Annotated in this window: 23 protein-coding genes; 8 read left to right on the forward strand and 15 right to left on the reverse strand. The window is 64.6% G+C overall.

Translation table 11 applies throughout. The features are described 5' to 3' along the window. The 3 genes from PLZ73_10600 to PLZ73_10610 all read right to left on the reverse strand — a co-directional run. On the reverse strand, window positions 1-541 hold a 541-nt coding region (locus PLZ73_10600; protein HOO78322.1), incomplete at its 3' end, for a hypothetical protein. Between the two features lie 58 nt (window positions 542-599). Further along, window positions 600-1610, reverse strand: a complete 1011-nt coding sequence (locus PLZ73_10605) for a hypothetical protein (protein HOO78323.1) — start codon at window positions 1608-1610, stop codon at window positions 600-602. Between the two features lie 189 nt (window positions 1611-1799). Further along, entirely contained in the window at window positions 1800-2708 is a 909-nt protein-coding gene (locus PLZ73_10610; GenBank protein ID HOO78324.1) for an energy-coupling factor ABC transporter permease, read from the reverse strand. Window positions 2709-2897: 189 nt separating this feature from the next. Here PLZ73_10610 and PLZ73_10615 point away from each other — a divergent pair, with 189 nt between their 5' ends. The 4 genes from PLZ73_10615 to PLZ73_10630 are packed head-to-tail and all read left to right on the forward strand — an operon-like array spanning window position 2898 to window position 6702. Continuing rightward, window positions 2898-4814, forward strand: coding sequence for a response regulator (locus PLZ73_10615; protein HOO78325.1), 1917 nt, complete (start codon window positions 2898-2900; stop codon window positions 4812-4814). Window positions 4815-4842: 28 nt separating this feature from the next. Next, window positions 4843-5556, forward strand: coding sequence for a MotA/TolQ/ExbB proton channel family protein (locus PLZ73_10620; GenBank protein ID HOO78326.1), 714 nt, complete (start codon window positions 4843-4845; stop codon window positions 5554-5556). Continuing rightward, complete coding sequence (locus PLZ73_10625) at window positions 5553-5969, forward strand: biopolymer transporter ExbD (protein ID HOO78327.1); 417 nt, start codon at window positions 5553-5555, stop codon at window positions 5967-5969. Before PLZ73_10620 ends, PLZ73_10625 begins: the two co-directional genes overlap by 4 nt. 55 nt (window positions 5970-6024) lie before the next feature. Continuing rightward, window positions 6025-6702: an energy transducer TonB gene (locus PLZ73_10630; protein ID HOO78328.1), complete on the forward strand. Its 678-nt coding sequence runs from the start codon at window positions 6025-6027 to the stop codon at window positions 6700-6702. 7 nt (window positions 6703-6709) lie between these two features. Here the strand turns inward: PLZ73_10630 and PLZ73_10635 are convergent, their stop codons facing one another. From PLZ73_10635 to PLZ73_10660, 6 genes are all read right to left on the reverse strand, one after another. After that, window positions 6710-6904 carry a DUF2892 domain-containing protein gene (locus PLZ73_10635; GenBank protein HOO78329.1) on the reverse strand — a complete coding sequence of 65 codons (195 nt, stop codon included), beginning with the start codon at window positions 6902-6904 and terminating at the stop codon, window positions 6710-6712. A gap of 41 nt (window positions 6905-6945) precedes the next feature. Beyond that, window positions 6946-8379, reverse strand: a complete 1434-nt coding sequence (locus tag PLZ73_10640) for a hypothetical protein (protein ID HOO78330.1) — start codon at window positions 8377-8379, stop codon at window positions 6946-6948. A 12-nt stretch (window positions 8380-8391) separates the two neighbouring features. Next, the gene (locus PLZ73_10645) at window positions 8392-9219 is read right to left on the reverse strand and encodes an outer membrane lipoprotein-sorting protein (protein HOO78331.1); all 828 of its coding nucleotides are present in this window, start codon (window positions 9217-9219) and stop codon (window positions 8392-8394) included. 20 nt (window positions 9220-9239) lie between these two features. Further along, window positions 9240-12185, reverse strand: coding sequence for an MMPL family transporter (locus tag PLZ73_10650; protein ID HOO78332.1), 2946 nt, complete (start codon window positions 12183-12185; stop codon window positions 9240-9242). A 45-nt stretch (window positions 12186-12230) separates the two neighbouring features. Continuing rightward, the gene (locus PLZ73_10655) at window positions 12231-12503 is read right to left on the reverse strand and encodes a metalloregulator ArsR/SmtB family transcription factor (protein ID HOO78333.1); all 273 of its coding nucleotides are present in this window, start codon (window positions 12501-12503) and stop codon (window positions 12231-12233) included. Between the two features lie 628 nt (window positions 12504-13131). Continuing rightward, on the reverse strand, window positions 13132-14796 hold the full coding sequence (locus PLZ73_10660) for a VCBS repeat-containing protein (protein ID HOO78334.1): 1665 nt from the start codon (window positions 14794-14796) through the stop codon (window positions 13132-13134). Between the two features lie 168 nt (window positions 14797-14964). Here PLZ73_10660 and tolB point away from each other — a divergent pair, with 168 nt between their 5' ends. The 3 genes from tolB to PLZ73_10675 all read left to right on the forward strand — a co-directional run bounded on the left by tolB (window position 14965) and on the right by PLZ73_10675 (window position 17681). Further along, a complete protein-coding gene (tolB, locus tag PLZ73_10665; protein ID HOO78335.1) occupies window positions 14965-16269 on the forward strand; it encodes a Tol-Pal system beta propeller repeat protein TolB in 1305 nt (434 codons plus the stop codon). 125 nt (window positions 16270-16394) lie between these two features. After that, window positions 16395-17099 carry a peptidoglycan-associated lipoprotein Pal gene (pal, locus tag PLZ73_10670; protein ID HOO78336.1) on the forward strand — a complete coding sequence of 235 codons (705 nt, stop codon included), beginning with the start codon at window positions 16395-16397 and terminating at the stop codon, window positions 17097-17099. Window positions 17100-17117: 18 nt separating this feature from the next. Next, complete coding sequence (locus PLZ73_10675; GenBank protein ID HOO78337.1) at window positions 17118-17681, forward strand: LysM domain-containing protein; 564 nt, start codon at window positions 17118-17120, stop codon at window positions 17679-17681. A gap of 25 nt (window positions 17682-17706) precedes the next feature. On the opposite strand, the gene PLZ73_10680 is transcribed toward PLZ73_10675, so the two are convergent. From PLZ73_10680 to PLZ73_10705, 6 genes are all read right to left on the reverse strand, one after another. After that, window positions 17707-18885: a DUF2334 domain-containing protein gene (locus tag PLZ73_10680; protein ID HOO78338.1), complete on the reverse strand. Its 1179-nt coding sequence runs from the start codon at window positions 18883-18885 to the stop codon at window positions 17707-17709. Between the two features lie 102 nt (window positions 18886-18987). Continuing rightward, a complete protein-coding gene (locus PLZ73_10685; GenBank protein ID HOO78339.1) occupies window positions 18988-20997 on the reverse strand; it encodes an ATP-dependent helicase in 2010 nt (669 codons plus the stop codon). A 77-nt stretch (window positions 20998-21074) separates the two neighbouring features. Beyond that, on the reverse strand, window positions 21075-21890 hold the full coding sequence (locus tag PLZ73_10690) for an ABC transporter permease (GenBank protein HOO78340.1): 816 nt from the start codon (window positions 21888-21890) through the stop codon (window positions 21075-21077). Then, window positions 21887-22864, reverse strand: a complete 978-nt coding sequence (locus PLZ73_10695; protein HOO78341.1) for an ABC transporter permease — start codon at window positions 22862-22864, stop codon at window positions 21887-21889. Before PLZ73_10695 ends, PLZ73_10690 begins: the two co-directional genes overlap by 4 nt. A gap of 19 nt (window positions 22865-22883) precedes the next feature. Beyond that, a complete protein-coding gene (gene add, locus PLZ73_10700) occupies window positions 22884-23939 on the reverse strand; it encodes an adenosine deaminase (GenBank protein ID HOO78342.1) in 1056 nt (351 codons plus the stop codon). An 18-nt stretch (window positions 23940-23957) separates the two neighbouring features. Then, window positions 23958-25535, reverse strand: coding sequence for an ABC transporter substrate-binding protein (locus PLZ73_10705; GenBank protein ID HOO78343.1), 1578 nt, complete (start codon window positions 25533-25535; stop codon window positions 23958-23960). Window positions 25536-25701: 166 nt separating this feature from the next. Here PLZ73_10705 and PLZ73_10710 point away from each other — a divergent pair, with 166 nt between their 5' ends. Then, window positions 25702-26067 carry a CoA-binding protein gene (locus PLZ73_10710; GenBank protein ID HOO78344.1) on the forward strand — a complete coding sequence of 122 codons (366 nt, stop codon included), beginning with the start codon at window positions 25702-25704 and terminating at the stop codon, window positions 26065-26067. Window positions 26068-26435: the final 368 nt, after the last annotated feature.

The following is a 26435-nucleotide window of genomic DNA, read 5'->3' on the forward strand; positions in this document are numbered from 1 at the left end:
CCAGGTCCAGGTCGTCGTCGCCCTCCTCGTAGCGGCCGTAGGCCAGGGAGCCGGTCAACCCCAGCCGTTCCCAAGGCACTTCCAGCACTTCGGAAGCGGCCCGGGCGGCGCGCGCGACCCAGGGGTACATTCCGGAGCAGACTTCCAGCGAATGGTGGGGATCGAAATACCCCAGAAACTCGTCGAGCCGGAAGGGCATCTCGTATTCGACGAAGACGGGGCGTTCGACCGCGGGATCGAGGGAAGGGTCGATCTCGCCGTGACGGCGGATCTGCTCGGGGTGCCCGACGTAGATGTACTCCTCGCCCTTCTTCTTTTTGGTGGTGCAGCCGTAGGGGCGCCCGAAGACGTCCACGGTTCCCCCCTCCTCGGGATAATAGATGATCTTGCCGTAGAGGCCGCCGGCGGGGTGGCAATAACCTTCGGTAAAGACGAATGAACCGTCCCGGCGCAGGAAATAAAGGGAATCGGTGGCCTTCCCTCCCAATTCCTCGATCGGCCGCAGAAAGTCTTTGAGCATTTGTTCGAAAGTATACTTCATTCCTGCTCCTGTTCTCCCGGTTCCACCGGGGAATCCATCGTCTCCCGGGGCCCGGAGCTCAATCCCGGACGCGGGAGATATCCGCACTGTGAGTGACGAGAAGGGCTTCGTAGCTTTTTCGAGGGGTCCATACGCCCACCCGGCGGCCGCGGAAGCGCAAGCGGTCTCCGTTGAAATATTCTCCCCGCAGGGAGCCGTCATACACGATCAGGTTCATGGGGTTCGAAGGCGAACCGCCGAGCGCGAGCGAGTCGAGGGAGAGGATCGGAGGCATATAGATGGAATGGGTGTCGTCGGCTACGGTCCCCTCCCCCTCCACATTTTCCTCCAGGACCTCCATCCGGCATTCCCGCAGGGGAATCTCTTCGTCCCGGGCGTAATTGAAGAACGAACAGATCATCACGCCCTTCCAGAAAAAACGGATCGGCCACAGCTTCCCGAACTCGAAGACCCGGTTGTCCCGGTTCCGGGTATGTTCCCGGATCAGTTCCAGGACCCGACGGTTGGCTTCCAAGGTCCCGTACCAGACCAGGTCGACGTCTTCGTCCTCTTCCTGGAATTTACCGTAGCAGGAGGACCCGGTCACGCCCAGGTCGGAAACCGGAACCGAAAAACCTCGGGCCAGATCGGTGACGACGGCTTTCATCCGGGGAAACACCTCCATGGCCGTAGCCAGGGAACGGCGATGTTCGAAAACACCGACAAAATCCGCCAGGGGCAGTTCGACATGGTATTCGGCGTACATCGGCCGCGGGGCCGCCGGATCCAGACCCGGGGTCAATTCGTACTGGAGAGAGAGCTGTTCCTCGTGGGGGATGAGTTCGGTCTTCCCGTCGACGACGCGTTTGTAGCTGCTTCGGAAACGGCGCCCGAAGATATCCACGCCGCCGGCGGGATCGGGCTGAAGCATGATCTTGCCGGTCATGCCCCCTTCGGGATGACAGTAACCTTCGGTGAAGGCGAAGGATCCGTCGCGCCGAAGAAAATACAGGGCGTCGAGAACGCCGCGGTCCAGACAGGAGAGCGGACTGATAAACCGCTTGATCATCTCCTCGTATAGTTCAACCATCGTTCGATATCCTTCCTGCATACCGGGGTCGCGAACCCGGCTGGTACGGGGAGCCAGATCGGCCTGCCCCGGGCGAGCGTTGCATACTATGACAGCATGCTTCCCCAGTCAATCCCGAAATCCGTTGACAAGGGCCGTCGCCGTCCGGAGACACGCGGCGGCCGTATCCGGGCGGCGCCGGGACCCGCTTCAGCGGGCGCGGCCCGGGGAGGCCGCCGCCCGGCCTACCAGCCAGGCCACGCCGAAGGTGACGGCGACGCCGGCCAGCGCGGCCATGACGGTGGAGAGGAACTCTCCCTCGACGCAAAGAACGCGATAGTCGGGAAAGGGGGCGGCGAAGGACGGGGCGGCGGCGTGGAGAAAGCGATAGCGATCCGCCACCCATTCCAGTCCGTCGGGAAGCCCGGAAGCGAAGGGGCTGAGCAGCAGGGCCACCAGGACCGCCGCGCCCAGGGGAACGGCGAGCCGGCGCCCGGCGCCGGCTCGGGCGGGAACTGAAGCCCGCAGGAAGAGGCAGCAGCCGACGGTGATGGCGGCTTCGCCCACGCCGATCAAGGCGTGCGTGCCCGCCATGGCTGACGCCACCGTCCCAAACCCGATGACCCCGGCCAGGGAGAGCTCCGCCGCGACCGCCAGCGAAGCCAGCACGACCGAAAGCCAGGAAGCCCCCGCCAGGGCGACGTAGCGGCGAACCGGGCCCGGGGAAGACCCGGCGGCGGCGGAGGCGAGGACGCCGCCCAGACCCGCCCCGATCAGAGCCATGTTGAAGACGTTGGCGCCGAGAACGCTCAATCCTCCGTCGGAAAAAACCAGGCACTGGACGGAAACCACCACCGCCAAAGAGAGTATCCCGAAGGGGATCCCGAGCAGGGATGCCGCCAGGACACCTCCCAGAAGGTGCCCGGAGGTGCCCCCGGAAATGGGGAAATTAAGCATCTGGGCGGCGAATATCAAGGCGGTGACGGCGGCGAACCTCCCCGCCGTCGGGCGCCGGACGCTCCGGACCGCGGCCCAGGCGGCGCCGGCCACCCCGGAGGCGCTGAGGGCGGCGGTGACGGGACAGACCGCCCCGTGCAGCATGGCGTCGGGAATGTGCATGGCCAATCTTCTCCTTGTTTTCCGATTTCGGCTCCGCCCTTCGCGGCGCGCACGGAAGACGGAGTGTTTTTCAGTATAGCCGAACACCCCGGAACCCGCAACCGCGCCGAGTCGAGGAAGGAGAAAGGCATCTTGCTTTTGCGCATCCGCGGCGGGCGTGTTAGAATTCCCCGAAACGAGGGTCCCGACTTGTCCAAGATCCTGATAGTCGACGACAACCGCGACGAGCGGCGGATGATCGAACTGATCATCCAACAATATTCCAACCACGAAACCGTCTTCGCCGAAAACGGCGTCCAGGCGGTGGAGGCGGCGCCCGGCACCGATCTCATTCTCATGGACGTGATGATGCCCGGCGAAGACGGCGTCGCGGTTTTCCAACGCCTGCGCCGGGACCGGAAAACGGCGTCGATCCCGGTGGTATTCATGTCGGCCTACCCGGACTCCCTCAAGGAGCGGCTCTCCCCCGAGCATGCCGAAAAGATCGAATGCCTCTCCAAACCCATCAACCCGGACAAGCTGGTAACCCGCATCAACCAGGCCCTGGATCAGACCAGGGCCCACAGCCAGCTGCTGGCCCAGAACTTTTCCGCGACGGAACAGCTCACCATCCTCCTGACCGCCATCGAACAGACCGGCGACGGCATCACGCTCACCGACAAGGACCGGAACTGGCTCTTCATCAACCAGGCCGAAGTGGAGATGTTCGGGTATACGCTCGAAGAGTTCCAGAAACTCGATGCCGGCGACATCTACACGCCCGAGAGCTACCGGAAACTGATGGAGGAGGCCATCCCCCGGATAAGCCGGGAAGGCCACTGGGAAGGGGAACTGACCGCCACCCGCAAAGAGGGGCTGCGGTTCCCGGTCCTGGTCAGCCTCTCCCTGCTGACCGACAACTCCGGCAAGTTCCTGGGGATCATCGGCATCACCAAGGACATCAGCGTCCTGAAAAACGCCTACGCGGAACTTCAGGAAGCCCAGGAAGCCCTGGTGCGGTCGGAGCGTCTGAACGCCCTGGGGGAGATGGTCGAGGGGATCGCCCACGAGTTCAACAACATCCTGGCCAACATCCTCGGCAACACCCAGCTGCTGCTTCAGTCGGAGCGCGAGCCCTCGATCCAGAAACGGCTGCGCAGCATCGAGCGCGCCGCCATGGCCGGCGCCGAGTCGGTGAAAAGCCTTCAGACCTTCACCCTGGGGCACCCCGAGAACATCAGCCAGGAGATCGACCTCTCCGACCTCCTCCGGGACGTGCTCAACCGCACCCGCCCCCGCTGGAGGGACATCGCTCAGAAGAAAGGCCTGACCATCACCATGACCCCGGAACTCCAACCTTCCATCGTCATCCACGGCAACCTGGAGGAACTGAGAACCGCATTCTCCCACATCGTTTTCAACGCCATCGACGCTCTCAGCCACGGGGGCAACATCGGAGTGCAGACCTGGCGCGACGGCCAGAAAGCCTACGCCCGCATCACCGACAACGGGTGCGGAATGCCCCCCCAGGTCCTGGAACGAGTCTTCGAGCCCTTCTTCACCACCGAACGGCCGTTGAAAACCGGGATGGGGATGAGCGAAACCTACGGAATCATCAAAAAACATTGCGGCAATATCTCCATCAAGAGCGAAGTCGGCCGGGGAACGACCGTCACGGTGGTTCTCCCCGTCTTCTCCCCGGAAGCGGAAACCGCCCGGGCCGGCGACGGCCCGACGACGCGGCGACAGGCTCCCGGACGCCCCCGGGAAGGACGCATCCTCCTGATCGACGACGACGAAAGCGTCCTGGGTATCCTGGAGGAAACCCTGACCCGGGCCGGCTACCGGATCGTCAGCCGCACCGACCCCAAACAGGGCCTGGAGGACGTCAAGGCCGGGTCGTTCGACCTGGTGGTCACCGATCTGGGGATGACCGGCATGAACGGCATCAGCCTGGCCAAAATGGTCCGGGAGATTTCCCCCGAAACCAAAGTGGCGCTGATCACGGGCTGGATCGACAACCTGGACGACGAGGACCCCGATCTCAAGACCCTGGACGCGGTCTGGGGAAAACCCTTCGATATCAAACATCTTCTGGCCGAATGCGACAAGCTCATCGAGCGCTAACGCCGAACACGGGAAATAAAAAACGAAGGTGAACCCTCCTTTCTGGCAAGCGATACTGGATTCGGATTTTTTCGGAAAGTGCATCGTCTTCCTGCTGTTCCTCGCCTCCATCTACTCCACCACTCTGATCGTGGGAAAAGTCTGCGATCTGCAACGGGCCCGGCGGGCCCTGCGGCGGCTGCTGAGCCTTTTCCGGCAGACCAGCCGCGCCCCCTTCCTCATCACCACCAAGGGGAACGAAGCGCTCGAACCCGCGGCCGGAATCTACCGGGCCGGGTGCCGGGAACTGACCTGGCAGCTGCAACGGAGCCGGGCGGAAAACGCCCTGAGTCGGTGGCAGTTCGAAAAAATCGAAAACGCCCTCCTCAACCGGGCCGACGAGGACTGCTCCCAGCTGCGGCGCTACCTGGCCTCCCTGAGCACCATCGCGGCGGCGGGCCCGATGGCGGGGCTGCTCGGCACCGTCTCCGGAGTGCTGTTGGCTTTTCAGGGGATGGGCGAATTCGGGTCGGCCACCATCGCCGCGGTGGCCCCGGGTATTTCGGGGGCCCTGATCACCACGGTCTTCGGCCTGATCGTGGCCCTGCCGGCGTTGATCGCCTTCAACCTCATCAACAAGGGGTTGGACAACTACCGGGTCGAGCTCTACCGCTTCGCCGAGGTGTTCATGCGGGCGGTGGAGACGCACTACCCGGTGCTGGAGCCGCTGGAAGCCCCCCGGGGGGGCGCGGAGGCGGAATGATCCGACGACCGGAACCGACGAAGACGGGCCTGGCCGAGATCAATATGCTCAACCTCGTCGACGTCATGCTGGTCCTGCTTATCATCTTCATTCTGGTCGCCCCGATCATGGAACACGGAATCGACGTCCGTCTCCCCTCGTCTTCGCCGTCGAGCATCCAGCCCACGGGCGAAACCCTCACCGTCAGCATCGCGCCCCCGGGCCGGATCTACCTGGACGACCGGAGGGTGACCATCGACGAACTCAAGGAGACCCTGGCCCGCGCGGCCGCGGTCAACCCCCAGACCCCGGTCACCCTCCGCGGCGACGAAAAACTCGATTACGGACTGGTGGTTACGGTTCTCGACGGGATCAAGAGCAGCGGAATTTCCCGGATCGGCATCGCCACGGTGCCGGCGGGGGGGAAGAGGTAACCGGGGCGGCCGGGCCCCCGGGGTGGGCCCCGGAAGGGTCCGGCGGGATCGACTGATGAAGAACGGCAGGTATGTGCGCATCCTTCTCTTTCTGGTCGTCCCCGCCCATATTCTTCTGTTCGTCCTCTTCGTGATCGCGGGCGGCGCCGACGACGACGATTTTCTGGAGAGCACGGTGACGGGGGTGGAGCTGGTGGACGTTCCCTCCGCCCCCCCGGAGGCCGACGCGCCGGTCACGCTTCCCGAAAAACCGCCCGAGGAACCGGAACCGGAAGCGGAACCCGAACCCGAACCCGCCCTCAAACCCCAACCGGTCGTGAGAAAGCTTCCGGCGGCGGATTCGGGCCCCATCGAACCCCGTCTGGAGGAACGACTGAAGCAGCGCCTGGCGGGAGTGACGGCGCCGGCCGCCGCCGCCCGGCCCGTCTCCTCCGGGAGCGCCGCCGTCCAGACGGGAACCTGGTACCATACGTACATCCAGCAGCGGATGTACAGCCTCTGGAAACAACCGTCGCGGTCGCTGGTCAAGCAGCCCCGGGCGACGGCGGTGGTCTCCTTCCGGGTCTACCGGGACGGCCACATCGAAAACATCAGGATCTCCCGCTCGTCGGGGAGCAGGGTCATGGACGATTCCGTCCTCGAAGCCGTCCGCCTGGCCGACCCGCTGATTCCTCCCACCGGGCAGGAGAAACGCTACGAGGAATACGAACTGCTCTTCGAACTCAAGGAATAGCCGGGCATCAGCCCCGGCGTTTCATTCCGGCCTTCTCCAGAATCCAGATCAGGGGGCACCAATCGGTAAAAGCCGATTGGAGCAGGTTGAGCCCGACGAAGGCGGTGAACCACAGCCAGTTGGGGTTCACCCATACCGCCAGGGCCGTGCCGGCCAGAATGAAGAATCCGGCGACTCCCCGCAGACATCTCTCGATCATGATTTCTCCTCGGTTCGGTTTCCCGGCCCCCCGGAGGTTTCCCCTCAGAAACCGTAACGGGCGGCCAGGTAAACGTTGCTGTCCTGAGCGAACTGGCCGAAGAACGTCCAATCGTCCTCCCCCCAGAAAACGTTGGCCCCGGCCTCGGCGGTCCAGTGGTCGTCGAAACGGTAGCTGACGTTGGGGCGCAGGTAGAAATCCCGGTCGGAGGGGGAACAGTACCCGAAGAAGGAGAGAACCAGGTTCTGTCGGAGCAGGCGCCAGGTCAGTCTCAGGGTGAGGACGTGCCGGGCCTCGTCCCGGGGGTGCTCGCCGGGGGGGAGGACTTCGCGGTAGCGGTCGTAGTTGAGCAGAACCTCCAGGTAGTACTGGGCGGCGGCGTTGAAGTCGGCGAACAACTCCTGTTCGTATCCGGCGAGGAAACGCAGTTCGCCGTTTTTCACCAGCGGATCGGAACCGGAGGCGTCGTCGCGGGAATCGTACCAGCCGCACTCCAGGTTGCCGATCCCGGGACCGACGGGTCCGCGGCCGCTGAGACCGTACACCGACAACCGGGGAAACGTCCACTCCCCGGAGCCGGGGTCGAAACCGGCCGGGCTCTTCCAGAACCCGTAGTAGCCGTACGCGGCCAGTTCGTAACCTCCGAAAGTCCGGTAGAGCCGGGCCGACGCCTCGGCGTCCGTGAACCAGGTCTGGGGCCGTTCGGTCCGGAGCACGGCATCGCGGCCGGCGATACGGTCCAGGAGCGGGTTGAAGTACGAAAGCCTGCTCCCGTCGATATAGCGGTCGGCGTTGAAGCAGGGGGCATAGACCAGGTCCAGGTTGGCCGCCGGGCTGAAGAACGAAGCCACGACCGCGTCCGAGGGGGCTTTCAGATATTCGACGTCCCGGCCGATAAAGAACGACTGCCAGTCCTTGGGGAAAAGATCGTTGATGAAGAGGAGGTCGCCGGTGCCCCAGGTGATGATCTGCCGCCCGATCTTGAGGTCGACGAAGGGGAGCGGGGTCAGGGCCACGCGGGCTTCCCTGAGGTCGAACCAGCCCCGCCCGGTAGCCAGATCGACGGTTTCATGGTCGTAGACCGGATCGTACAGCAGGTCGGCCCGGATGCGGGCGGACCAGTCGCGCCAGGCTTTTTCCGCTTCCCCCTGCACCCGGAACTCGCCCAGGGACATGTCTTTTTCGTAAGGATCGTTCTGCGTGCGAACGCCGACCCGGGCATCCGCGAAACCGGAAAAATCGAAGGGGATCGACCACGTTCCCCCTTCCCCGTCCGCTGACGCCTCGGCGGCGCCCGAAGTTCCCGTCCCCAGCCCCGCCGGGAGCGAAGGCTCCGACGCTCCTCCCAACCCGACGGGGAGCGAGGGCTCCGACGCCCCGCCCAAGCCGGCGGGAAGCGTGGGTTCGGAACGCCCCGCCGCCGCGGAAACGGCCAGGAGAACCGCCGCGGCCCAGGACATCCTCATCGCCGGTCTCATCGCCTCCTCCTCTCAGCGCAGATATTCGCGCGGGGGTTTGCGCAGGTAGCGTTCGGAGAAGATCTCGTCGGGCAGCCCGATGTTGTAGGCCACGTTGGAGTAGCTCATCTCCGTTCGGCTGCCGGTTTTGAGGTTCTTCATCATCGACCGGGTCACGGTGGGGAAACCCGCGATGGTCTCCACCCCCAACGCCGCGTATTCCCGGATCGGTTCCCCCGCGGTGTCGTAGTATTCGATTTTTACCGGAAGAAACGTGTCTTTATGAATCCACATCAGGTAGTGGTCGAACTCCACCGATGACGGGTCTTTGGGCGTGTTTTTGAGCACGTAGTAGTTGTCGGTGATTTCGGCCAGTTCGTGAACGTCCTCGCCGATCCCGCGCCCGGAAACGTCCTCGTAGAAAAAATCGGACCCGACGAAACTCGTCCTCTTCTCCGCCCCGGCGATCCTCTTGACCAGGTCGAGAGCGGGCAGGTAGAGCCACCGGTCGTCGTCCCGGTCGGCGGCCGCGTGCTTCCAGACCATGAAGACCATTTTATTGACGTCCGCCGGGCGCTGAAAATAGACGTAGAACTTCTGATCCCCGGCAAACTCGTCCGGGGCCGTTCCCTCGGGACCCGGTTCGTCGCGGCGGAGAATCGTGAACTCCCGGGTGCGCTCGCGGCCCTGGCTGTCCGTGATCGTCATCGAAACCCGGGCCCGGCCGTCGGTGCCCTGATAGTAGGCGGCGCGGTTGGTCTTGGCCACCACTTCGTCGACCGTGGGGACGACGCCGGTTTCGGCCCGGGCGACGCCGGCGAGTACGGCGGCGGCCGCCGCGATCGTGTACAGCTGCTTCATCTTGCTGCCTCCTTCTTCCGTCAGCGGTTGATTGTACTCTCCCCGGAACCGGGGTCGGCCGGGACACTCCGGCAGGAACGGCGGCGCGACAGGTAGGAACAGAGCGCGGCCGCCGCCACGATGGCCCCCAGGCTCCACCAGGTCAGGGCGGTGACCCCGACGTCGAGAAAGCGTTTGAGATTGATGACCGCCACCAGGACCACGGCCGCGGCGGAAACGGCGCAGGTGGCGCAGTTGCAGGTGATTCCGGCCGCGCGGGTGCGGGGAAAGACCAGCCGGTTTAAAACCGTGATCAGGGCCGGAAGGATGAGGAGCGTGGCCACGCCCGCCGTGACCAGGATGGCGGCGATGAAGAGCCCGACGGTCTGGTAGGGAACCAACGGCGCCAGCAACAGCGGGAGGAACCCCACTCCCACCACGATCACGTTCCGGGCGATGGCCCGGGCGGGTTCCCCGAAAACCGCCGCCACCGTCCGCTCCCAGGTCCCGCAACGCTCGTAGAGTTCGCGGCTCCGGGAGAGAAAGTGGATGGCGTAATCGACGGCCAGCCCCAGGCTCAGGGAGGAGAGCACCGCCACCGGCATGTCGTAATCTTTCCCCACCAACCCGATGAACCCGTAGATCATGCCGATGGTGACGACCAGGGGGATCATGGAGAGGACCCCCCACAGCGCGGAGCGGTAGAGGACGGTCATCATCAGGAAGACGATCAGAAAACTCCCCAGGAAAGCCTGGAGCATCCCGCTGACCATCTTTTTCTGCCAGACGACGTTGATGTAGGTCAGACCGAACCATTGTGCCTCCAACCCCTCGGGGGGAGGGTTGTCCCGTAGATAACCGTCGACCGAATCCAGCACTTTTTCCATGTCCCGGTTGTCGCCGCTCTTAAGCTGTATCCAGAGAACCGTGGTCCGGTAGTCGGGGGTGACGAAATGCCAGAGGTCCTGGGGACGGTGGCTGTTCTGGTAGGTGATCAGCGCCTGTCCGACAGCGCCCGCCGAATCGGGGATCCGCAGATCGGAGTCCCGGCCCGAAACCAGCTCCCGGTAGACGGTTTTGACGATGTCGGCGAGGGAGTTGGATTTCCCCACCACTCCCGTGGAGAGCAGGTGGTTCTGAAGGCCGGCGATGTACCTCAGGACCCGGGGCTGCTTGAACACCTCCCCCCTCTGCCTTTCCGCGTCCAGCGCCAGAAGGGCCTCGTCCCAGGCGTCGAGGTCGGCGGACGGAGCTTTATCCATGGCGGATTCGGCGAACCGGACCAGGCCCTGGAGCAACCGGTCGGGGGACGCGGCGGTGCCGGCGGAGGCTTTAAGGTGCGCTTCCAGCGCGGAAAAGACTTTGGAGGCTCCGGGGTACTCCGCTTCCGCCTCCCGGGCTTTCGCCTCCAGTCGGGCTTCGAGGCCGTCCGCGTACTCCCCCACCGCCGGGCCGGTTTCGGGGGCCTTCAGGGCGAGGTAGGCGGTATAGGTCCCGGCGAAATGATGGTTCAGGACCCGGTCGGCGACTCGAATGGGATGGGAGGACGTGAACCACTTGGTCGGATTGTCGTTGATGGTGATCCGGCTGATCCCCCAAATCGAAACCGCCACCAGTACCGCCACCACCGCCAGCACCGTCCGGGCGTGGCGGTAGGTGAGGCGCCCGGCGCCGCCCAGCAACCAGGTCATGGTCAGGTTGGAGGAGATGGTGTGCCGCCGCTCGCGCACCGCCCGGGAGATCTCCCGGTCCTCCCTCCGGTCGTGAAGGGCCCCGAAGTTGGCCAGGGAACGGGCGGGGATGAGCATGATGAAAGCCGGAATGAAGAGCACCGTCCAGATCCAGGCGGTGGCGACGCCGAAGGCGATGTAGATGCCGAAAACCTGGACGGGAGGAATGGGCGTAAGCGCCAGAGAGGCGAACCCGACCGAGGTCGTCAGCGATGTGTAGAGCATGGGGGTGAAGAGCGTCCGCATCACCGCGTGGAGGGTCTGCTTCCGGTCTCCCGTCTCCCGGAACCGGTCGAAAAATTCCGAGAGGATATGCACCGCGTCGAGGACGGCGATGGGCATGATGAAGATCGGGATCATCGAGCTCATGATATGGACGGTCCGGCCGGTGATGACCAGCAGGCTCATGGTGCAGATGACCGAGACCAGGGCCACGATCAGCGGGGAGACGATGAGGACGAGCTTGCGGAAGAAGATAAGCATGAGCAGGAAGATGATGGCCATGGCCATGGGGGCCGCCACCGCCATCTGCTTGAACATCTCCACCCCGAACGTATCCTGCGCCACCGGGAGCCCGGTGATGAAATAGCGGTCGTTTCCGGAGAATCCGGCGATCTTCTCCTTCAGGGCTTCCGCCACCCGGTAACTCTGATCCTTGGCCGTCAGGGGCAGGTAGAGAGCGACCGCTTTTCCGTTTCCGGAAAGGAGCGTATCCCTGAGGAAGGGGAGCCGCCTCGCGTTTTCCCGGACTTCCTGCGCTCCCGCCCGGGTCGAGGGGGGACGGCCCATCAGCCATTCGAACCTAACCGTGCCCGGTCCGTCCTGAAGGATATTCTCCACCGTGGACGGCGCGATCACGTCGACGTCGATCACCCCGGAACGCTCGCCCGGACGGTCCGGGTCCGCCCAGGTCAGGGTCTTGGCGAATTCCGTCAATTCGTAAATCCGGGCCAGGGATTCGGGGTTGAACACCCCGTCGGGGTCGGTCTCGTTGACCACTCCCACCACCACCATGTCGGAGAGGGACATTTCCTCCTTCATCCGATTGTGAAAAACCCTCACCGCTTCTTCGGCGGGGAGCATGTTCTCGGGATCGGTGTCCACCCGCAACGGCGAAAGAAACCCGAAGGTCCGGGGCCAGAGGCTGGGAAGACCGGCCAGAAGGGCCAGAAGCAAGGTTGTGAACACCATTGCCCAGGTCACGGCCCGGGGCCGGTTGACCGCGAACGATATCAATCTACTGTTCATGGTTGGCATGGCGGCATCTTCCTCCGTCGATTACGAGCGTTTTGCGCGGCCGGGCTAGCGCGGGTTCAGGCACCTGACGAGCCGGCGCACCGCCGGGTCGATTACTTTGTAGCAGGTCCTCACCCCGGTCTTTTCCGGAGCGATGATTCCCCGGGTCCTCAGCACCGCCAGGTGCTGGGAAACCGTCGACTGGGGAAGTCCGAGCCCGTCGACGATTTCGCCCACGTTGCAGCTGTGGCTCATGAGTCCGTCGACGATCTTCAGACGGACCGGGTGCCCCAGGGCTTTCAACAGCTCCCCCAGGCGGCGGCATTCATCCATGTTCATCGGGACCTCCTATATTCAATTATTCGGAATATACGATGAATGCCCGGCCCGCGCAAGCGTTTTTTTTCAAATCGAGGGTCGGGGGGGGAGTTCAGGGTTCAGGGTTCAGGGTTCAGGGTTCAGGGTTCAGGGCAGACCCTCCGCCTAGGCCCCCTCAATGAGTCCACAGATTTCACAGATAGATTGGGAAAGGTTTTTGGGGGAGCGGAAGGCACGGGATATTTGAGAGGTCATTGCGAGGAGTCCCGCGAGACGCGGGACTCCTCGCAATGACATACAATTCTCCGGACCTGAACCCTGAACCCTAAGAGGTCCGTGGCGGAGGGGTGCTCCATGCTCTCTGCCCCTTTCCTCTTGTGCCTCTTGCGCCTTTTGTGGCTAACCCTCTCCCCTTCATGAACTTCATGTCCTTCATGGTGAACCTAAGATTAGGCAGATGAGGGGAAGAATTCAGAATACAGTATTCAGAATTCAGTAGCCCTCAACCGCGCCCCCCAAATATGTCCACGGACCTGCCTGCCGGCAGGCAGGTCTGTGGATTCCTCCCTTCCTGAACCCCGAACCCTGAACCCTCTCTTTTCCCCCTCTGTGACCTGTGGTCAATCCCCTTCCCCTACATATGAATACGCTAGGGGGAGGTGACCGGGATATCCGTGGAAGTCCCGTAGTAGACCTGGGTCAGGTACCGGATCAGCCATTTCCCCGCCCCGGAACGGTAGAGGGCGAAGTCGGCGCTGCCGTCCCCGTCGTAGTCCGCGGGCTGGGCGGTGTCGGTCGAAACCCCGAAATATGCGCTCGCCCCGCCCCGGACCAGCCACCGGCCCGAGGAGGGCCGGAAAACGGCGATGTCGTCGGTCCCGTCGCCGTCGTAGTCGGCCGGGATGAGGACGTCGGTCGAAACCCCGTAGTAAACGCCGCTGATCCCCCGCACCAGCCACTTTCCGATCGAGGGCCGGAAGACGGCGATGTCGGTGAGGCCGTCCCCGTCGTAGTCCGCGGGAACGGTGGAGTCGGCGGCGGACCCGAAATAGATTCCGGCGCCGCCGCGGATCAGCCACTTTCCGATCGAAGGCCGGTAGAGGGCGATATCCCAGTACCGGTCCCCGGCGTAATCGCCCGGAACCGGCTCGTCCGTGGAAACCCCGTAAAAAACCGAGGTCAGGCCGCGGACCATCCATTTTCCCAGGGAAGGACGGTAGAGGGCGATATCCCAGACCCGGTCGGCGTTGTAATCGGCCGGCACCGGCAGGTCGGTCGAGGTCCCGAACCACGCCCGGGTCAGGTGGCGGATCAGCCATAGCCCCGAGGAAGGACGGTAGAGAGCGATGTCGGCGGTCCCGTCGCCGTCGTAGTCTCCCGGAACCACGGGGGGAGGAGTCGCGGACGGGGTCGGCGTCGGCGGATAGGTCGGCGTGCCCTGGAAGGTCGGCGTCGGCGAAGGCGGTGGCGGGGTCGGCGTGGCGGCGGGAGTCCTGGTCGGGGTGGGAGTGAAGGGAATCCACGGCGTCGCGGTCGGGGTGGGGGTGAAGGGGACCCCGTTGGTGGGAGTGGGGGACGGCGAAGGCGTGGCGGTGGGAGATGGCGTGGGCGTCCGGGTCGGATCCACGTAGAGCTCGAACGCCATGTCGATGGAGAGCGGGAACTCGGGATGCTCCGGGGGATAGACGAGTTCGCCCCAGGTGACCCCGTCGGTCATCTGAACCGCGTCGTCGTTCCAGTGGGCTTCGGGGAGTGCGTTCTTCCACCCCCAGAGAAATTCGGTCTCGACCGCGGGGTCGAAGACGGCCTGGATGTTGACGAAATAATAGGTTCCATCCACCTGGGGCCACGGTTCCGTCAGCCACTGGCCGTAAACGTATTCGTGCTCGTAATATTCCGACTTATCCCAGCGCTCGTCGCAACCCCAGTACTCCTCGGTGAAATCGGTGCAGAACTCCTCCCGCAGGAGAGCCGCGGGGCGGCTGTACTCTCCCTCGGGGTGAGTGTACTCGTGCCAGCTGATGATGAAGGCGATGGGCCGCACGGGAGGAGGGGGAACCGGTTCCACGCAGGGCATGCTCTCCATCCAGCCGGGGTAGGACCCCCACCACCGGATGTAGGAAACCGGCCGGGGATCGCGGCACTGCCAATCGTCGGCGACCACGGTCTCGGTTTCCCGCCAAAACGAGGAAGAGATGTCCATCGCTCCCAGGCCGACAAAGGGGGGCTGGCCCCATTTATTCTGATCCTGGGCCGGGGCCTTCCCCGGCAAGAGCAGCGCCAGCACGGCGGCGACGGCGGCTATATTCTTCATCCGGACCCTCCAGGCATAATGTTGACGAATTCCATGTAATTTGTATTTCTATCGTGATTTTAGACCTCCGGGCGGCGGCGGGCAAGAAATTTTCCCCGGGCTTGCGGCCGCCGCCTGCGTTTTCAGGTGAACTCGAGCGCGGATCCGGCGTATACTTACATAATAAATATGAATATGCGCACCGCCAAGTTCTTCACCGCCGTCGCCCTTATGGCCGTCGCCGGCGCCGCCGGGGGCCAGACCCGGATCAAGGTTTCCAAACATTACGCCGACTCCATGAGGATGGCCGTTCCCCTCTTCGCCAACCTCGGCCCCGCCGAAAACTCCCGAATGGCCCGGTCCCTGACCAACCTGCTCATCGACGACCTCACCCTTTCCGGCTACTTCCTCCCGGTCGAGAACCGCGCCTTCGTGGAGGAAGCGGAGCAGCTGGACCGGCGGACGGGAAAACTCAACCTCAAGGAATGGGCGGCCACCGGCGCCCAGGTGCTGATCAAAGGTGGGTATTCGGTCGAGGGGGGGCGCATCACCATCGAGTGCCGGGTCGTGGATATCTCCAAGGGACGCCAGGTCTTCGGAAAACAGTACGCCCTGGGGGCCGAAGCCTGGCGGGACGGGATCCACGCCCTGGCCGACGAGATCGTCCGCACCCTGACCGGGGAGCGGGGCCTGGCCCGGACCCAGATCGCCTTTGTCTCCTCGGACAGGGGGGAGAAGGCCATCTACCTGATGGAGGGGTGCGGCCAGAACTGGAGAAAGATCAATTCGGGAAAGGGCATCGCCATCAACCCCGACTGGGCCCCGGATGGGAACGCCCTGGTCTATACCGCCTACTCCTCCGGGTTCCCCTGGGTGATCTACGACGATCTCGCCTCCGGCCAACGAAGGGTGATCGCCTCATTTCCCGGCCTCAACGCGTTCGCCGCCGTGTCTCCCGACGGCCGCTGGGTGGCCCTGACCCTGAGCCGGGACGGGAACAACGAAATCTATAGAATGAGGCTGGACGGGTCCTCCCTCGAACGCCTGACCAGAAGCCGCGGGAACGACTGCTCCCCGTCCTGGTCGCCGGACGGCACCCGCCTGGCCTTCACGTCGGACCGGGGCGGAACCCCCCAGATCTACATCATGAACGCCGACGGCTCCAATCCGCGGCGGCTGGGGCTGACCGGCTCCTACAACAGTTCGCCGGCCTGGTCGCCGCGCGGGGACATGATCGCATACTCTTCCCTGCTGGACGGAAACTTCGAGATCTGCATCGTCGACCTGGATTCGGGGAGCGCCCAGCGCCTGACCCGGAACCGCTGGAACGACGAAGACCCTTCCTGGGCCCCGGACAACCGCCACCTGGTCTACAGCTCCGACCGGGGGGGGACCACCAACCTGTTCGTCATCGACCTGCTCAATCCCGAACCCCTGCAGCTCACCCGGGGCCTGGCCTGCACCAGCCCGGCGTGGGGCCCGTACCGGTACTGAGCCGGCGCGAAAAACCCGTGAAATCAACGGCCGCGGACGCATTGATTCCTTGATTTATGAAAAACCGGCGTATAGAATCACACAAACTATTTCACAGGCGAACATCCACAACGGAGGTGGAGAGCATGGAAAGAATCGTCAAGACCAGCCTTATCCCGGTCCTGGCCGTCCTCATGGCGGCGGGGTGCGCCTCCAACCGGCCCGAACCCACCGCCACGCCCGACCAGATCAGCCAGGCCGAACTCGGCTATGATTTCCCCCTGGAGCCCTTTGAAGGCGACGTCGCCTTTATCGAACCCTCCGAGGAAGACGCCCTGGTCCTCCAGGACATCCACTTCGCCTACGACAGTTCGGATATCACCCCGGAAGGCCGGGCGGTGCTGTCGGGAGTGGCCGACTGGATGCTCGCCCACCCCAACGCCCGGCTGCTGGTCGAGGGCCATTGCGACGAACGCGGGACCAACGAATACAACACCGCCCTGGGGGAACGCCGGGCGCTCAACGTCCGCCTGGAACTGACCAAGCTCGGAATCAACCCCGACCGGATTCACAGCATCAGCTACGGCGAGGACAAACCGGTCTGCGCCGAAAGCACCGAGGAATGCTGGGCCAAGAACCGCCGCGCCCACTTCCTGGTCGATTACGGCTCCGGGGAGGCCCCGGCTTCGGTGGCCGCGCCCGAGCCCAAGGACATGGAAGAGGTCGAGGTGGAGATGGAGGAAGTCGAGGTGTACCAGGAGCCGGTCCCGGTCCCCAGCGAAGAGCCGGCGGCCGCCTCCGAAGACGATTCCGCCCCCCGGCGGCGCGTAATCGGCCGCTACCATTACTGATCCCCCGTGGGCGGAACGATGATCCGGAAATTTCCCGCCGTGCTGGCCGCCGCGGTCTGGATACCGCTGCTGGCCGGGTGCGTTTCTTCCCGTAACACCGCCGGCGGCGAAGACCCCGGCGCCCTGATCGAACGGCGCCTGCAGGCTCTGGAAACGCGCACCCTCGAGTTGGAGGATATGTGCGCGGCTCTCAAACGCGATCAGCTCTTCCTCGAACAGCAGGTGGAGGGCATCGGCCGGCAAACCGGGGAAGTGAGCCGCGAACGCGATCAGGCGATGGCCGAGATCAGGAGCAGCGTGGAGGCGCTGAAGCAGGCCACCGAGCAACGCCTGCAGATCGTTCTCGAGGAAGTTTCCCGCGAGAACGCCCGGCTCCGGGCCGAGATCGCCAAGGGCGGTTCGAGGACGGGAGGCCGCGGCGGGTACATGCGGGGCTACGAGCACGTGGTGGCTTCGGGAGAGACCGTCTCCACCATCGCCCGCACCTACAACTCCACGGTCGAGGCCATCGTCGAAGCCAACGGCCTCGGCGACCCCAACTCGATCAGGGTGGGTCAAAACCTGTTCGTGCCCGCTCCCTGACCCGGGGGCTTCTCCCCGGGAAATCCTACCGGGAACCGGCTCGGGCGGAAACGGGGCATATCCCCCCGGGACAGTTTTCCTCCGCGGCCGAAACGGCTTGAAGAGGGATATCGACGATCGCCTCCTCCCCCGCCCCGCGGGCCAGGACGACTCCCCCCGCGGTTTCGACCAGGAAGGGACCGGGAGTGGCGAATACCAGACGGCAGCGCTCGAGCGGATAGGGAGAGGGATTGGAGATCGTCACCTTCAGCATCCCGTCCTCGAACGAAGTTTCTATCTCCAGCCGCTCCCGGGCCGTCCACCAGCGGGCCAGCTGGTCGAGGCGGCAGATCCAGGTCGGGCGGGCGCGGACGTACTCCACGAACTCCCCCAGCCGGTCCAGGTTTTCCCGTTCCCCGATCTGGGGCAGATGGGTCAGGAAGACCGCGACGCCGGATCGGGCGTGAATCCGGTCGAAAACGGCCCGGGCCTTGGCGGGATGGACGGTGGGGTCGGTCTGGCCCGTTATCTCCAGCAGATCGATCCCCGGCAGCCGCCACGGATAAAGGATCCTCCCCGGGAAATCCGGCCAGAAAATATTGCGGGGGGTGCAGGCGGGCAGGTTCATGTCCGAGCCGTAGAGAAAACCGAGGTCGGCCAGGGCGGCCACGGTTTCGACCGTTCCGGAAAAGCAGGGACTGCGGTGTCCGATCGGGTCGAAACCGAGACCGCGAAGAAGACGCCGACCTTCCGCGATCCTCTTTTCGGCTTCCTCGCGTCCGAGCAGGGCCATCTCGGCGCCTTCCTGGAGCCCTTCCTCGCGGTTGCGGGGGCAGAAGTGGGCATACCCGTGCTGGGCGATCTCGTGCCCGTCGGCGGCCAAAGCGCGGAGGAGGTCGAGCCGGTCCCCCTCCCCCAGGGGGGCTTCGCCCCGCTGCCGGGGGATGACGAAAAACGTGACGGGCAGTTCTCGGGCCTTGAGCCACTCCCGGAAGGCGCGCGCTTCGGCCAGGGGGGTGCGGGCGTTGAAATCGTCGTTGCTGAAAACCGTGGCGGATTCGAATCCCGCGGGATAGAGCCCGGCCGCCACGGCGGCGTTTCCGGCGAAACGCACGTCGGGGCCGGAGAGGTAGTCGCGCCAGGCATAACGGGTGGTGAAAACGATCCACGCCAGCAGCGCCAGGGCGACCAGGCCCGCTCCCCGGATGGTTCTGCCGTATCTCATCGTCGTGCCCCTCCCGCGGCCGGCGCCGGAGCGCGCGGCGCCAGTACTTCAGTATACCACCCGGCCGCCGGGGGCAGAAGGGGCGTAAGCGGGCCCGGGCGCCTAGAAAAGATCGACGTCGCAATCGATGTCATACAGGTCCCATTCCTCATAGGTATCGTGCGGGAGATCGACCAGGAACCGGGAGGGAGTGACGGCCTGGGTCTCGCCGCTGCGCTGGCGCGCGCTCAGCGGCTGCAGCAGAGTGAGGCGCGTCCGGCACCTGGTGGCGGCCACATAGAAGAGCCGCCGTTCTTCCTCCATGGCTTCGTCGTCGCCGAAACTGGAAGCGGCGGGGAAGCGGCCCTCGGCCAGCCAGAGAACGAAAACCGCTTCCCATTCCAGGCCTTTGGCCTGATGGACGCTGCTGAGCACCACCGAGCACGGCCGGGGAGATTCGGAAAAAGCGTCCGCGGGATCGGTTCCCCCGCTCATGGCCAGTTCGTCGAGGAAGCGGTGCAGGTCGGAATTCCCCCGGGCGTACTCGGCCAGTTGGCGGAGGTCGTCTTCCCGGTTCCGGGAATTGGAATACTTGGCCTTGAGGTAATCGCCGTAATCCCCCTCGAGAACGCGCTCGATCATGGGCCGAGGACCCTGGCCGGAGATCGAGCGCAGATCGGCCACGGTGGCGACGAACGACTCCCAGGAATCCCGGGCCCCGGCCGGGGCCGACCGGGCCGTTTCCGCGGACGCCAGTTCCGCGGCGGGATCGGCGGCCGACGAGATTCTCGCCCAGATCTTTTCCGCGGTCCTCGGGCCCAGGCGCGGCAGGGTCGTCAGGATCCGCTTCCAGGAAACTTCGTCCATGGGATTGTCGACGACGCGCAGGTACGCCAGAACGTCCTTGACGTGGGCCTGGGCGAAAAATCTCAGGCCCGACCGGACCGAGAACGGGATCCCGGCCCGGGTCAATTCCATCTGCACTTCCATGGAGTGGAAGTGCGCCCGGTAGAGAACGGCGATTTCTCCCGGATCGGTCCCTTCCTCGATCAGTTCCGCTATCCTCTGGGCCAGGAACCTGGCCTGATCGTAGACGTCGAGCGGGCGCACCAGAACCGGTAGGGGGCCCGCCGGCCGGGCCGGACGGAGACGTTTGGCGTACCCTTCCCCCCCCCGCAGCACCTGGTTGGCCAGAGCCAGGACTTCGGGGGTGCTGCGGTAGTTGGTCTCCACCGTGAATATCCGGCAACCGGGGAAATCCCGGGGGAATTCCCGGATGTTCCTGAAGACCGCCCCCCGGAAGGAATAGATCGACTGGGCGTCGTCCCCAACGGCCATGACGTTCCCGTGACCGGCGGCGAGGATCTTGACGATGGCGGCCTGAAGGGCGTTGGTGTCCTGGTATTCGTCGACCAGGACGTGCCTGAACCGGTTCTGGTACTCCGCCGCCACCTCCGGGTGAGCCAGGAGGAGGTCGTGAAAAAGCGCCAGCAGGTCTTCGAAGTCGAGATAGTTGCGGGCGCGCTTGCGCTTTTCGTAGACGGCGGCCAAGCGCTCGATCTCCCCCACGGCCTTCTCGAAAACCGGGCATTTGACCGAAACCGCCGTCTCCAACGAGGTCCGCGTGTTACGGGCGTATCCCAGCGTCTCCAGGAAGAGGCTGCTCTTGGGGAATTCCCGGGCCTTGACGTCGAGGCCGGCTTCCCGGATGAGGCCGTCGACCAGGGTGCGGGAGTCGTCGCGGTCGAGAATGGCGTATTCCTCTCCCAGCCCCATCAGAGCGGCATGGCGGCGCAGAACCATGTTCCCCACGTGGTGAAACGTCCCTCCCCAGATCCTTCCCAAGTTCATTCCCACCAGGCTTTCGACCCGGGCGAGCATCTCCCCCGCGGCTTTCTTGGTGAAAGTGAGCAGGAGAATCTCCTCGGGACCGACCCCGCGTTCGAGGAGGCTGGCCACGCGGTAGGTGACCACCCGGGTCTTGCCGCTGCCGGCGCCGGCGACGACCAGGATGGGGCCGTCCGGGGCCCTGACCGCCGACAGCTGCTGGGGGTTGAGTTCGCGCTCGTAATCGATCGGGCCGACGGTTTCCGCGCGCGGGCGGGCGAGCGGGTAATGCTTCTTGGGAGTCATCGAGGTTCTCCGGGTTCCGCGTAAGGATAGCCCAGCGGAGACGGAACCGGCGAGGGAAAACACCCCGGACGGCCGGTTTATTTGAAGGAAGGGTCGAGGCGGTCCCGGACTGCGTCTCCGAGCAGATTGAAGGAGAAGACGGTCAAAGCCAGGAAAAATCCGGGAAAAACGGTCATCCAGGGACAGGATTTCAGATACTCCCGCCCGGCGCTGATCATGTAACCCCAGGCGGGGTCGGGAGGCCTCACCCCCAGGTCGAGAAAACTGAGCGCGGCCTCGCCGAGGATGAAACCCCCGATCTTGAGACTGCCGGCGACCAGAATCACCGGAAGGCAGTTGGGGAGGATATGGCGGACGATGATGCCGGCGGAGGAAACGCCGCCGGCGCGGGCGGCCTGAACGTACTCGCTTTCCCTGATCCCCAGCACTTCCCCCCGCACCAAACGGGCGATCGAAGCCCATCCCACCAGGGCCAGGGCGACGAAAACCGTGACGAACCCCGGAGCGAGAACCACGCTGATCCCGATGGCCAGAAGCAGGCTGGGGAACGCCAGGGTGATATCGGTGATCATCTGGACGACGGCGTCCACGGTCCCTCCGAAATATCCCGCGGCCAGGCCGGCGGCGGCGCCCAGCAGGAGCGCCATCGCGGTGGCCAGAACGCCTATGCCCAGGGAAAACCTGGCTCCGTAGACCACCCGGCTGAAAACGTCTCTTCCCTTTTCGTCGGTGCCGAACCAGTGGGTCCCCGAGGGTCCCTCGCCGACGCGGTCGAGATCCACCTCGTCGGGGGGGAAAGCCGCCAGGAGGGGGGCGAAGACGGCCGCGGAGACGATCGTTCCCAGCAGGAGGAGCGGAATCAACGTCCGAGCGTTTCCCGGACGGATGCTCACCGGCTCTTCCTCCCCACCCGGATCCGGGGATCGATCAGCGCGTAGGAGAGATCGACCAGGACGTTGACGGCGATGAATACCACCGCCCCCAGGAGAACGCCCCCGAGGATAACGGGGTAGTCCTGCCGGCGGATGGCGGTCATGACCAAACGCCCCACCCCGTCCCAGCCGAAGATGGTCTCGGTCAGGACCGAGCCGTTGAGGTACGAGCCGAAGTCGAGGGCGGCCAGGGTGACGATGGGAATCAGGGCGTTGCGCAGCATGTGGCGGATGAGGACCTTCCCCCCCCCCAGCCCCTTGGCCCGGGCGGTGACGACGTATTGCCTGCCCGCGGCTTCGAGAATGCTGGACCGGGTGATCCGGGCCAGGTAAGCGGCGGAACGGGAGCCGAGGGTGAGCGCGGGGAGCACCAGATAGACGAGACGCCCCCCGCCCATCCCCGAAGCCGGGAACCAGCCGAGCAGATAGGAGAAAACCATGATCAGCACCAACCCCGTCCAGAACACGGGAATGGAGATGCCCCCGATGGCCACCAGGGATGCGATCCGGTCGGGGAGACGGCCGGGAAACGAGGCGGAGAGCAGCCCCAGGCCGATCCCCGCGGCCACCGCCACGGCCATGGCCGCCGCCGCCAGCCTCAGGGTGTGGGGGAACTTTTCCGCGAGCAGTTCCGAAACCGGGCGGCGGGTGAAATACGACTCTCCCAGGTAGGGAAGCTTGAACGCGGGCCATCCCGACTTCCCCGGCCCCACGACGGAGAGGTTGCCCAGGTACCGCAGGTACTGGCCGGGCAGGGAGCGGTCGAGCCCCATCAGCTCGCGGGCGCGGGCGATGGTCTCGGGAGCAGCCCGTTGCCCGACCAGGGCATAGGCCGGATCCCCCGGGAGCGCCCGGGTGAGGATGAAGGTGATCAGCGTCACCCCTAAAAGGGTGGGAATTGCCAGAAGAACCCGGCGCCCCGCGTAAGCGATCATTCCCCCCCCGGTCGGTCTCCTAAAGACCGTTCAGTTCCTTCTCCAGACCCGGGCGTATCCGCTCTTTCTCCGACTCCGCGAGGAACGACTGGTTCAAGGCGTCGAGAACCAGCCCCTTGATTTCTTCCAAAGAAAAGCGGAAATGCCGCGAGGCCAGCTCGTATTCGCCGGAGAGGGAGATGTCGCTTATCCCGGGGTCGTCGGTGTTGAGCGAGATCCTCACCCCCCGGTCATAGAGCAGCCGAACCGGGTGTTCCTCCATGCTCTCGACGGTGCGGGTGTGGACGTTGCTGGTCAGACAGATCTCGAGAGGAATACCCGACTCCGCCAGCCACCCCATCATTTCCGGGTCGTTGATCACCCGCACCCCGTGGCCGATTCTCGAGGCGCCCAATATTTCCACCGCGGTCCGGATGTTCGTCTCCCCTCCCCCCTCCCCCGCGTGCACGGTGATGTTCAGCCCGGACCGCCGGGCGGCGGCGAAGGGTTCGGCGAAAAGCTCGGGCGGGTACTGGGCTTCGTCCCCGAAAAGATCGATGCCCAGAACGCCCCGATCGCGGCTGCGGACCACCAGGTCCACGACCTCCAGCGCCCGGTCGAGGCCGTTGGAGCGTGAGACCCCGATGATCAACCCGACCCTGATGGGGAATTCGTCCTGGGCGCGGCGGACGCCCGCCCACACCGCCTCGACCATTTCCTCCCAGGGATGGGGCTGTTCGATGCTCATGAAAACCGGGCTGAACCGGAGTTCGAGAACCCGGATCCGGTCGCGGGCGCAATCCCGGCAGACCCGGTAAGCCACTTCGGAAATGGCTTCGACCGAGGGGAAGGCCAGGCCCAGGAGGTAAAACCGCTGAAGGAATTCCCCGAGACTTCCCACCCGCTCCCGGATCTGCGTGGCGCGGCGCAACGCCTCCAGGTCCCGGGTCGGGAGCTTGACCCCGTATTTCCCCGAAATCTCGAGGAGCAGTTCGGGGGTGACCGATCCCTCCAGGTGGCGGTGGAGCTCCACCTTGGGAAGCCGCTCCCAAACTCCGGGAGCGGCGGCGGGTATGTTTTTCTTGGAAATAATCATGATTGTCAGCTAATTACTCTACCCGCCGGGAATGATCAATTCAACCGTTTCCATCTTATCCGCGCTGTAAATCAGGGGAAGTTCGTATCCCTTCACCCGCGGGGACGTGATGACGAAGGTCTTCCGGTGCCAGAGGAAGACCCAGGGGGCCAGGTCGACTATCCGGCGCTGGGCCCGGCGATAAAGGTCGAGAGCGCGGGACGGGTCGGTCTGGCGGCGGGCCGCGCGGAGGAGCAGGTCCGTCCCCGAATCGGAGAAGCGGCTGCGGTTGCCGGCCGAGCCGATGTTGCCCGAAAAAAAGGTGGGATAGAGGAAGTTTTCCGGCGAGGGGTAGTCCCCCCACCAGGAAAGGTAGAAAACGTCGAAATCGCCCTGGGCCACCTCCTGCTTGAAGGCGGTCCATTCCCGCTGCACGATCCGGGCTTCGACCCCGATCTTCTTCCAGTAATCCTGGATCACCTCGGCGATGCTCATGGTCTCGCGGTCGGCTTTGACCAGTAATTCCAGCTCCAGGGGCAGGGAGATCCCGGCGGCTTTCAGCATCCGCCGGGCCTTGTCCGGATCGTAGCCGTACCCCTTCAGTTCCGGATCGTCGAGCAGGCCGGGGGGAACGGGGCCGGCCGCCGGCACCGCGCGCCCCTCGAGCAGGGTCCTGCAGATCTTTTCCCGATCCAAGGCCAGGTTGAGAGCCCGGCGGACGGCCGGATCGTCCAGGGGGGAGCGGGTGCAGTTGAACCCCGCATAGTAGGTGTTGAGCCCCGACCGCTCCCGGACGCGCTCCTTCCAGGGGGAACCGGCCAGATAGCGTCGAAACTCCGCCCGGGGCACTTCCATGATATCGATCTCCCCCCGCTCGAATTCGACCGCCGCAGTCATATCCTCGGGAATGACCCTGTAGTCGATGCCCGCCAGGCCGGGGCGCCCCTTGAAATAACCCTCGTTGGCTTTCAGCACCAACCGGTTTCCCCGTTCCCATTCGGCGAGGAGGTAGGGGCCGGTACCGGGGGGAGGCGCGTTCCCCGGGGATTTCCCGGCAAACGAGGCGGGGATCACGGCGCTATTGGGCATGGCCAGATAGCAGATAAAGACGGGGAACGGTTCCCGTAGTTCGATCTCGACCGTGAGCGGGTCGGGGGCCCGGAGGCCGCTGACGGCGGCGGCGCTGCCGGAGCGGAATTCCTCCGCTCCCCGGACCGGGTCGAGGAGCCAGGAACGGGGGGAGTTGACCTCGGGGTCCAGCAACCGGGTGAGAGAATAGACCACGTCCGCGGAGGTGAGGCCGGAGCCGTCGTGAAATTCGATCCCGGGACGGAGCCGGAACCGGAACGTGCGGCCGTCGGGGAGCAGGCTCCACTCCTCGGCCAGGTCCCCCACCACAGCTCCGTCGGGGCCGAACGCCACCAGACCGTTATAGAGCTTGGCGGCGACGGAGCCGCCGGGGACGTCCACGATCGCGGCCGGGTCGAGCGTGGTGGGATCGTCGGAAAGCCGGAGCCTCAGGTAATCGCTCCTCGAACCTTCCCCTCCCCCGCAGCCGGCCGCGACCGCCGTCGCCAGGACGATATATGCGTACCTGCGCCTCAACGCGCGAACCATCGTTTCTCCTTTCTGCGAATCGCCGGGTTTCAAAAAGATTATACCGGTTTCCTCCGCCGAACAGAACCGCGGAGACGCATCCGTCTCGTTTGCGCTTGTGGAGGGACCGGCGCCGGGTTAGGATTTTTATCCGGCACAACCACTGACCGTTCGGAGGAATGCGAAGATGAAACAGACGGTACTCGTCGTCGGCGCCAGCCCCAAACCGGACCGCTACTCCCACCGGGCCGTGGTCATGCTCGCCGAATACGGGCATACGGTCATCCCCGTTCATCCCCTCGCCGAAACCATCGCCGGCATACCGGCGGTCAGCGCTCTGGCGGCGGTCACGGAAAGGCCGGATACGGTCTCGATCTACGTCCGCCCCGAACGCCTGCGCCCGATGCTTCCGGACCTGATCGCGCTCAAACCGGGACGGGTCATTTTCAGCCCCGGAACCGAGGACGCGGAAATCGCCGCGGAACTGGAACGCGTCGGCATCTCCGTCCTCGACGCCTGTACCCTGGTCATGCTGCGGACCGGGCAGTTCTGAGGAGGAAAGCAGAGAGGGTTCAGGGTTCAGGGTTCGGGGAAGAGAAGCAGAGAGCATGGAGCATGGAGAAAACCCCTCCGCCGCTGCCCCTGGAGATTTTTGCACCTGATTTCTCTGATTAACTCTGATTGGGGAAAAATTCAGGAACTAAGATTACGCAGACGGGGGAACGGCCCACAGACCTGCCTGCCGGCAGGCAGGTTTCACAGATTAGGGAACTAAAGTTACACGGATAATAGGGAAAGGCATTTGGGGGAGCAGAGGGCACGGGATATTTGAGGTCATTGCGAGGAGTCCCGCGTCTCGCGGGACTACGAAGCAATCTCCGGAGCAGTTCAAATATAAGGAGATTGCTTCGCTCCGCTCGC

The sequence above is a fragment of the bacterium genome (assembly GCA_035380285.1).
Lineage (GTDB): Bacteria > Auribacterota > Erginobacteria > Erginobacterales > DAOSXE01 > DAOSXE01.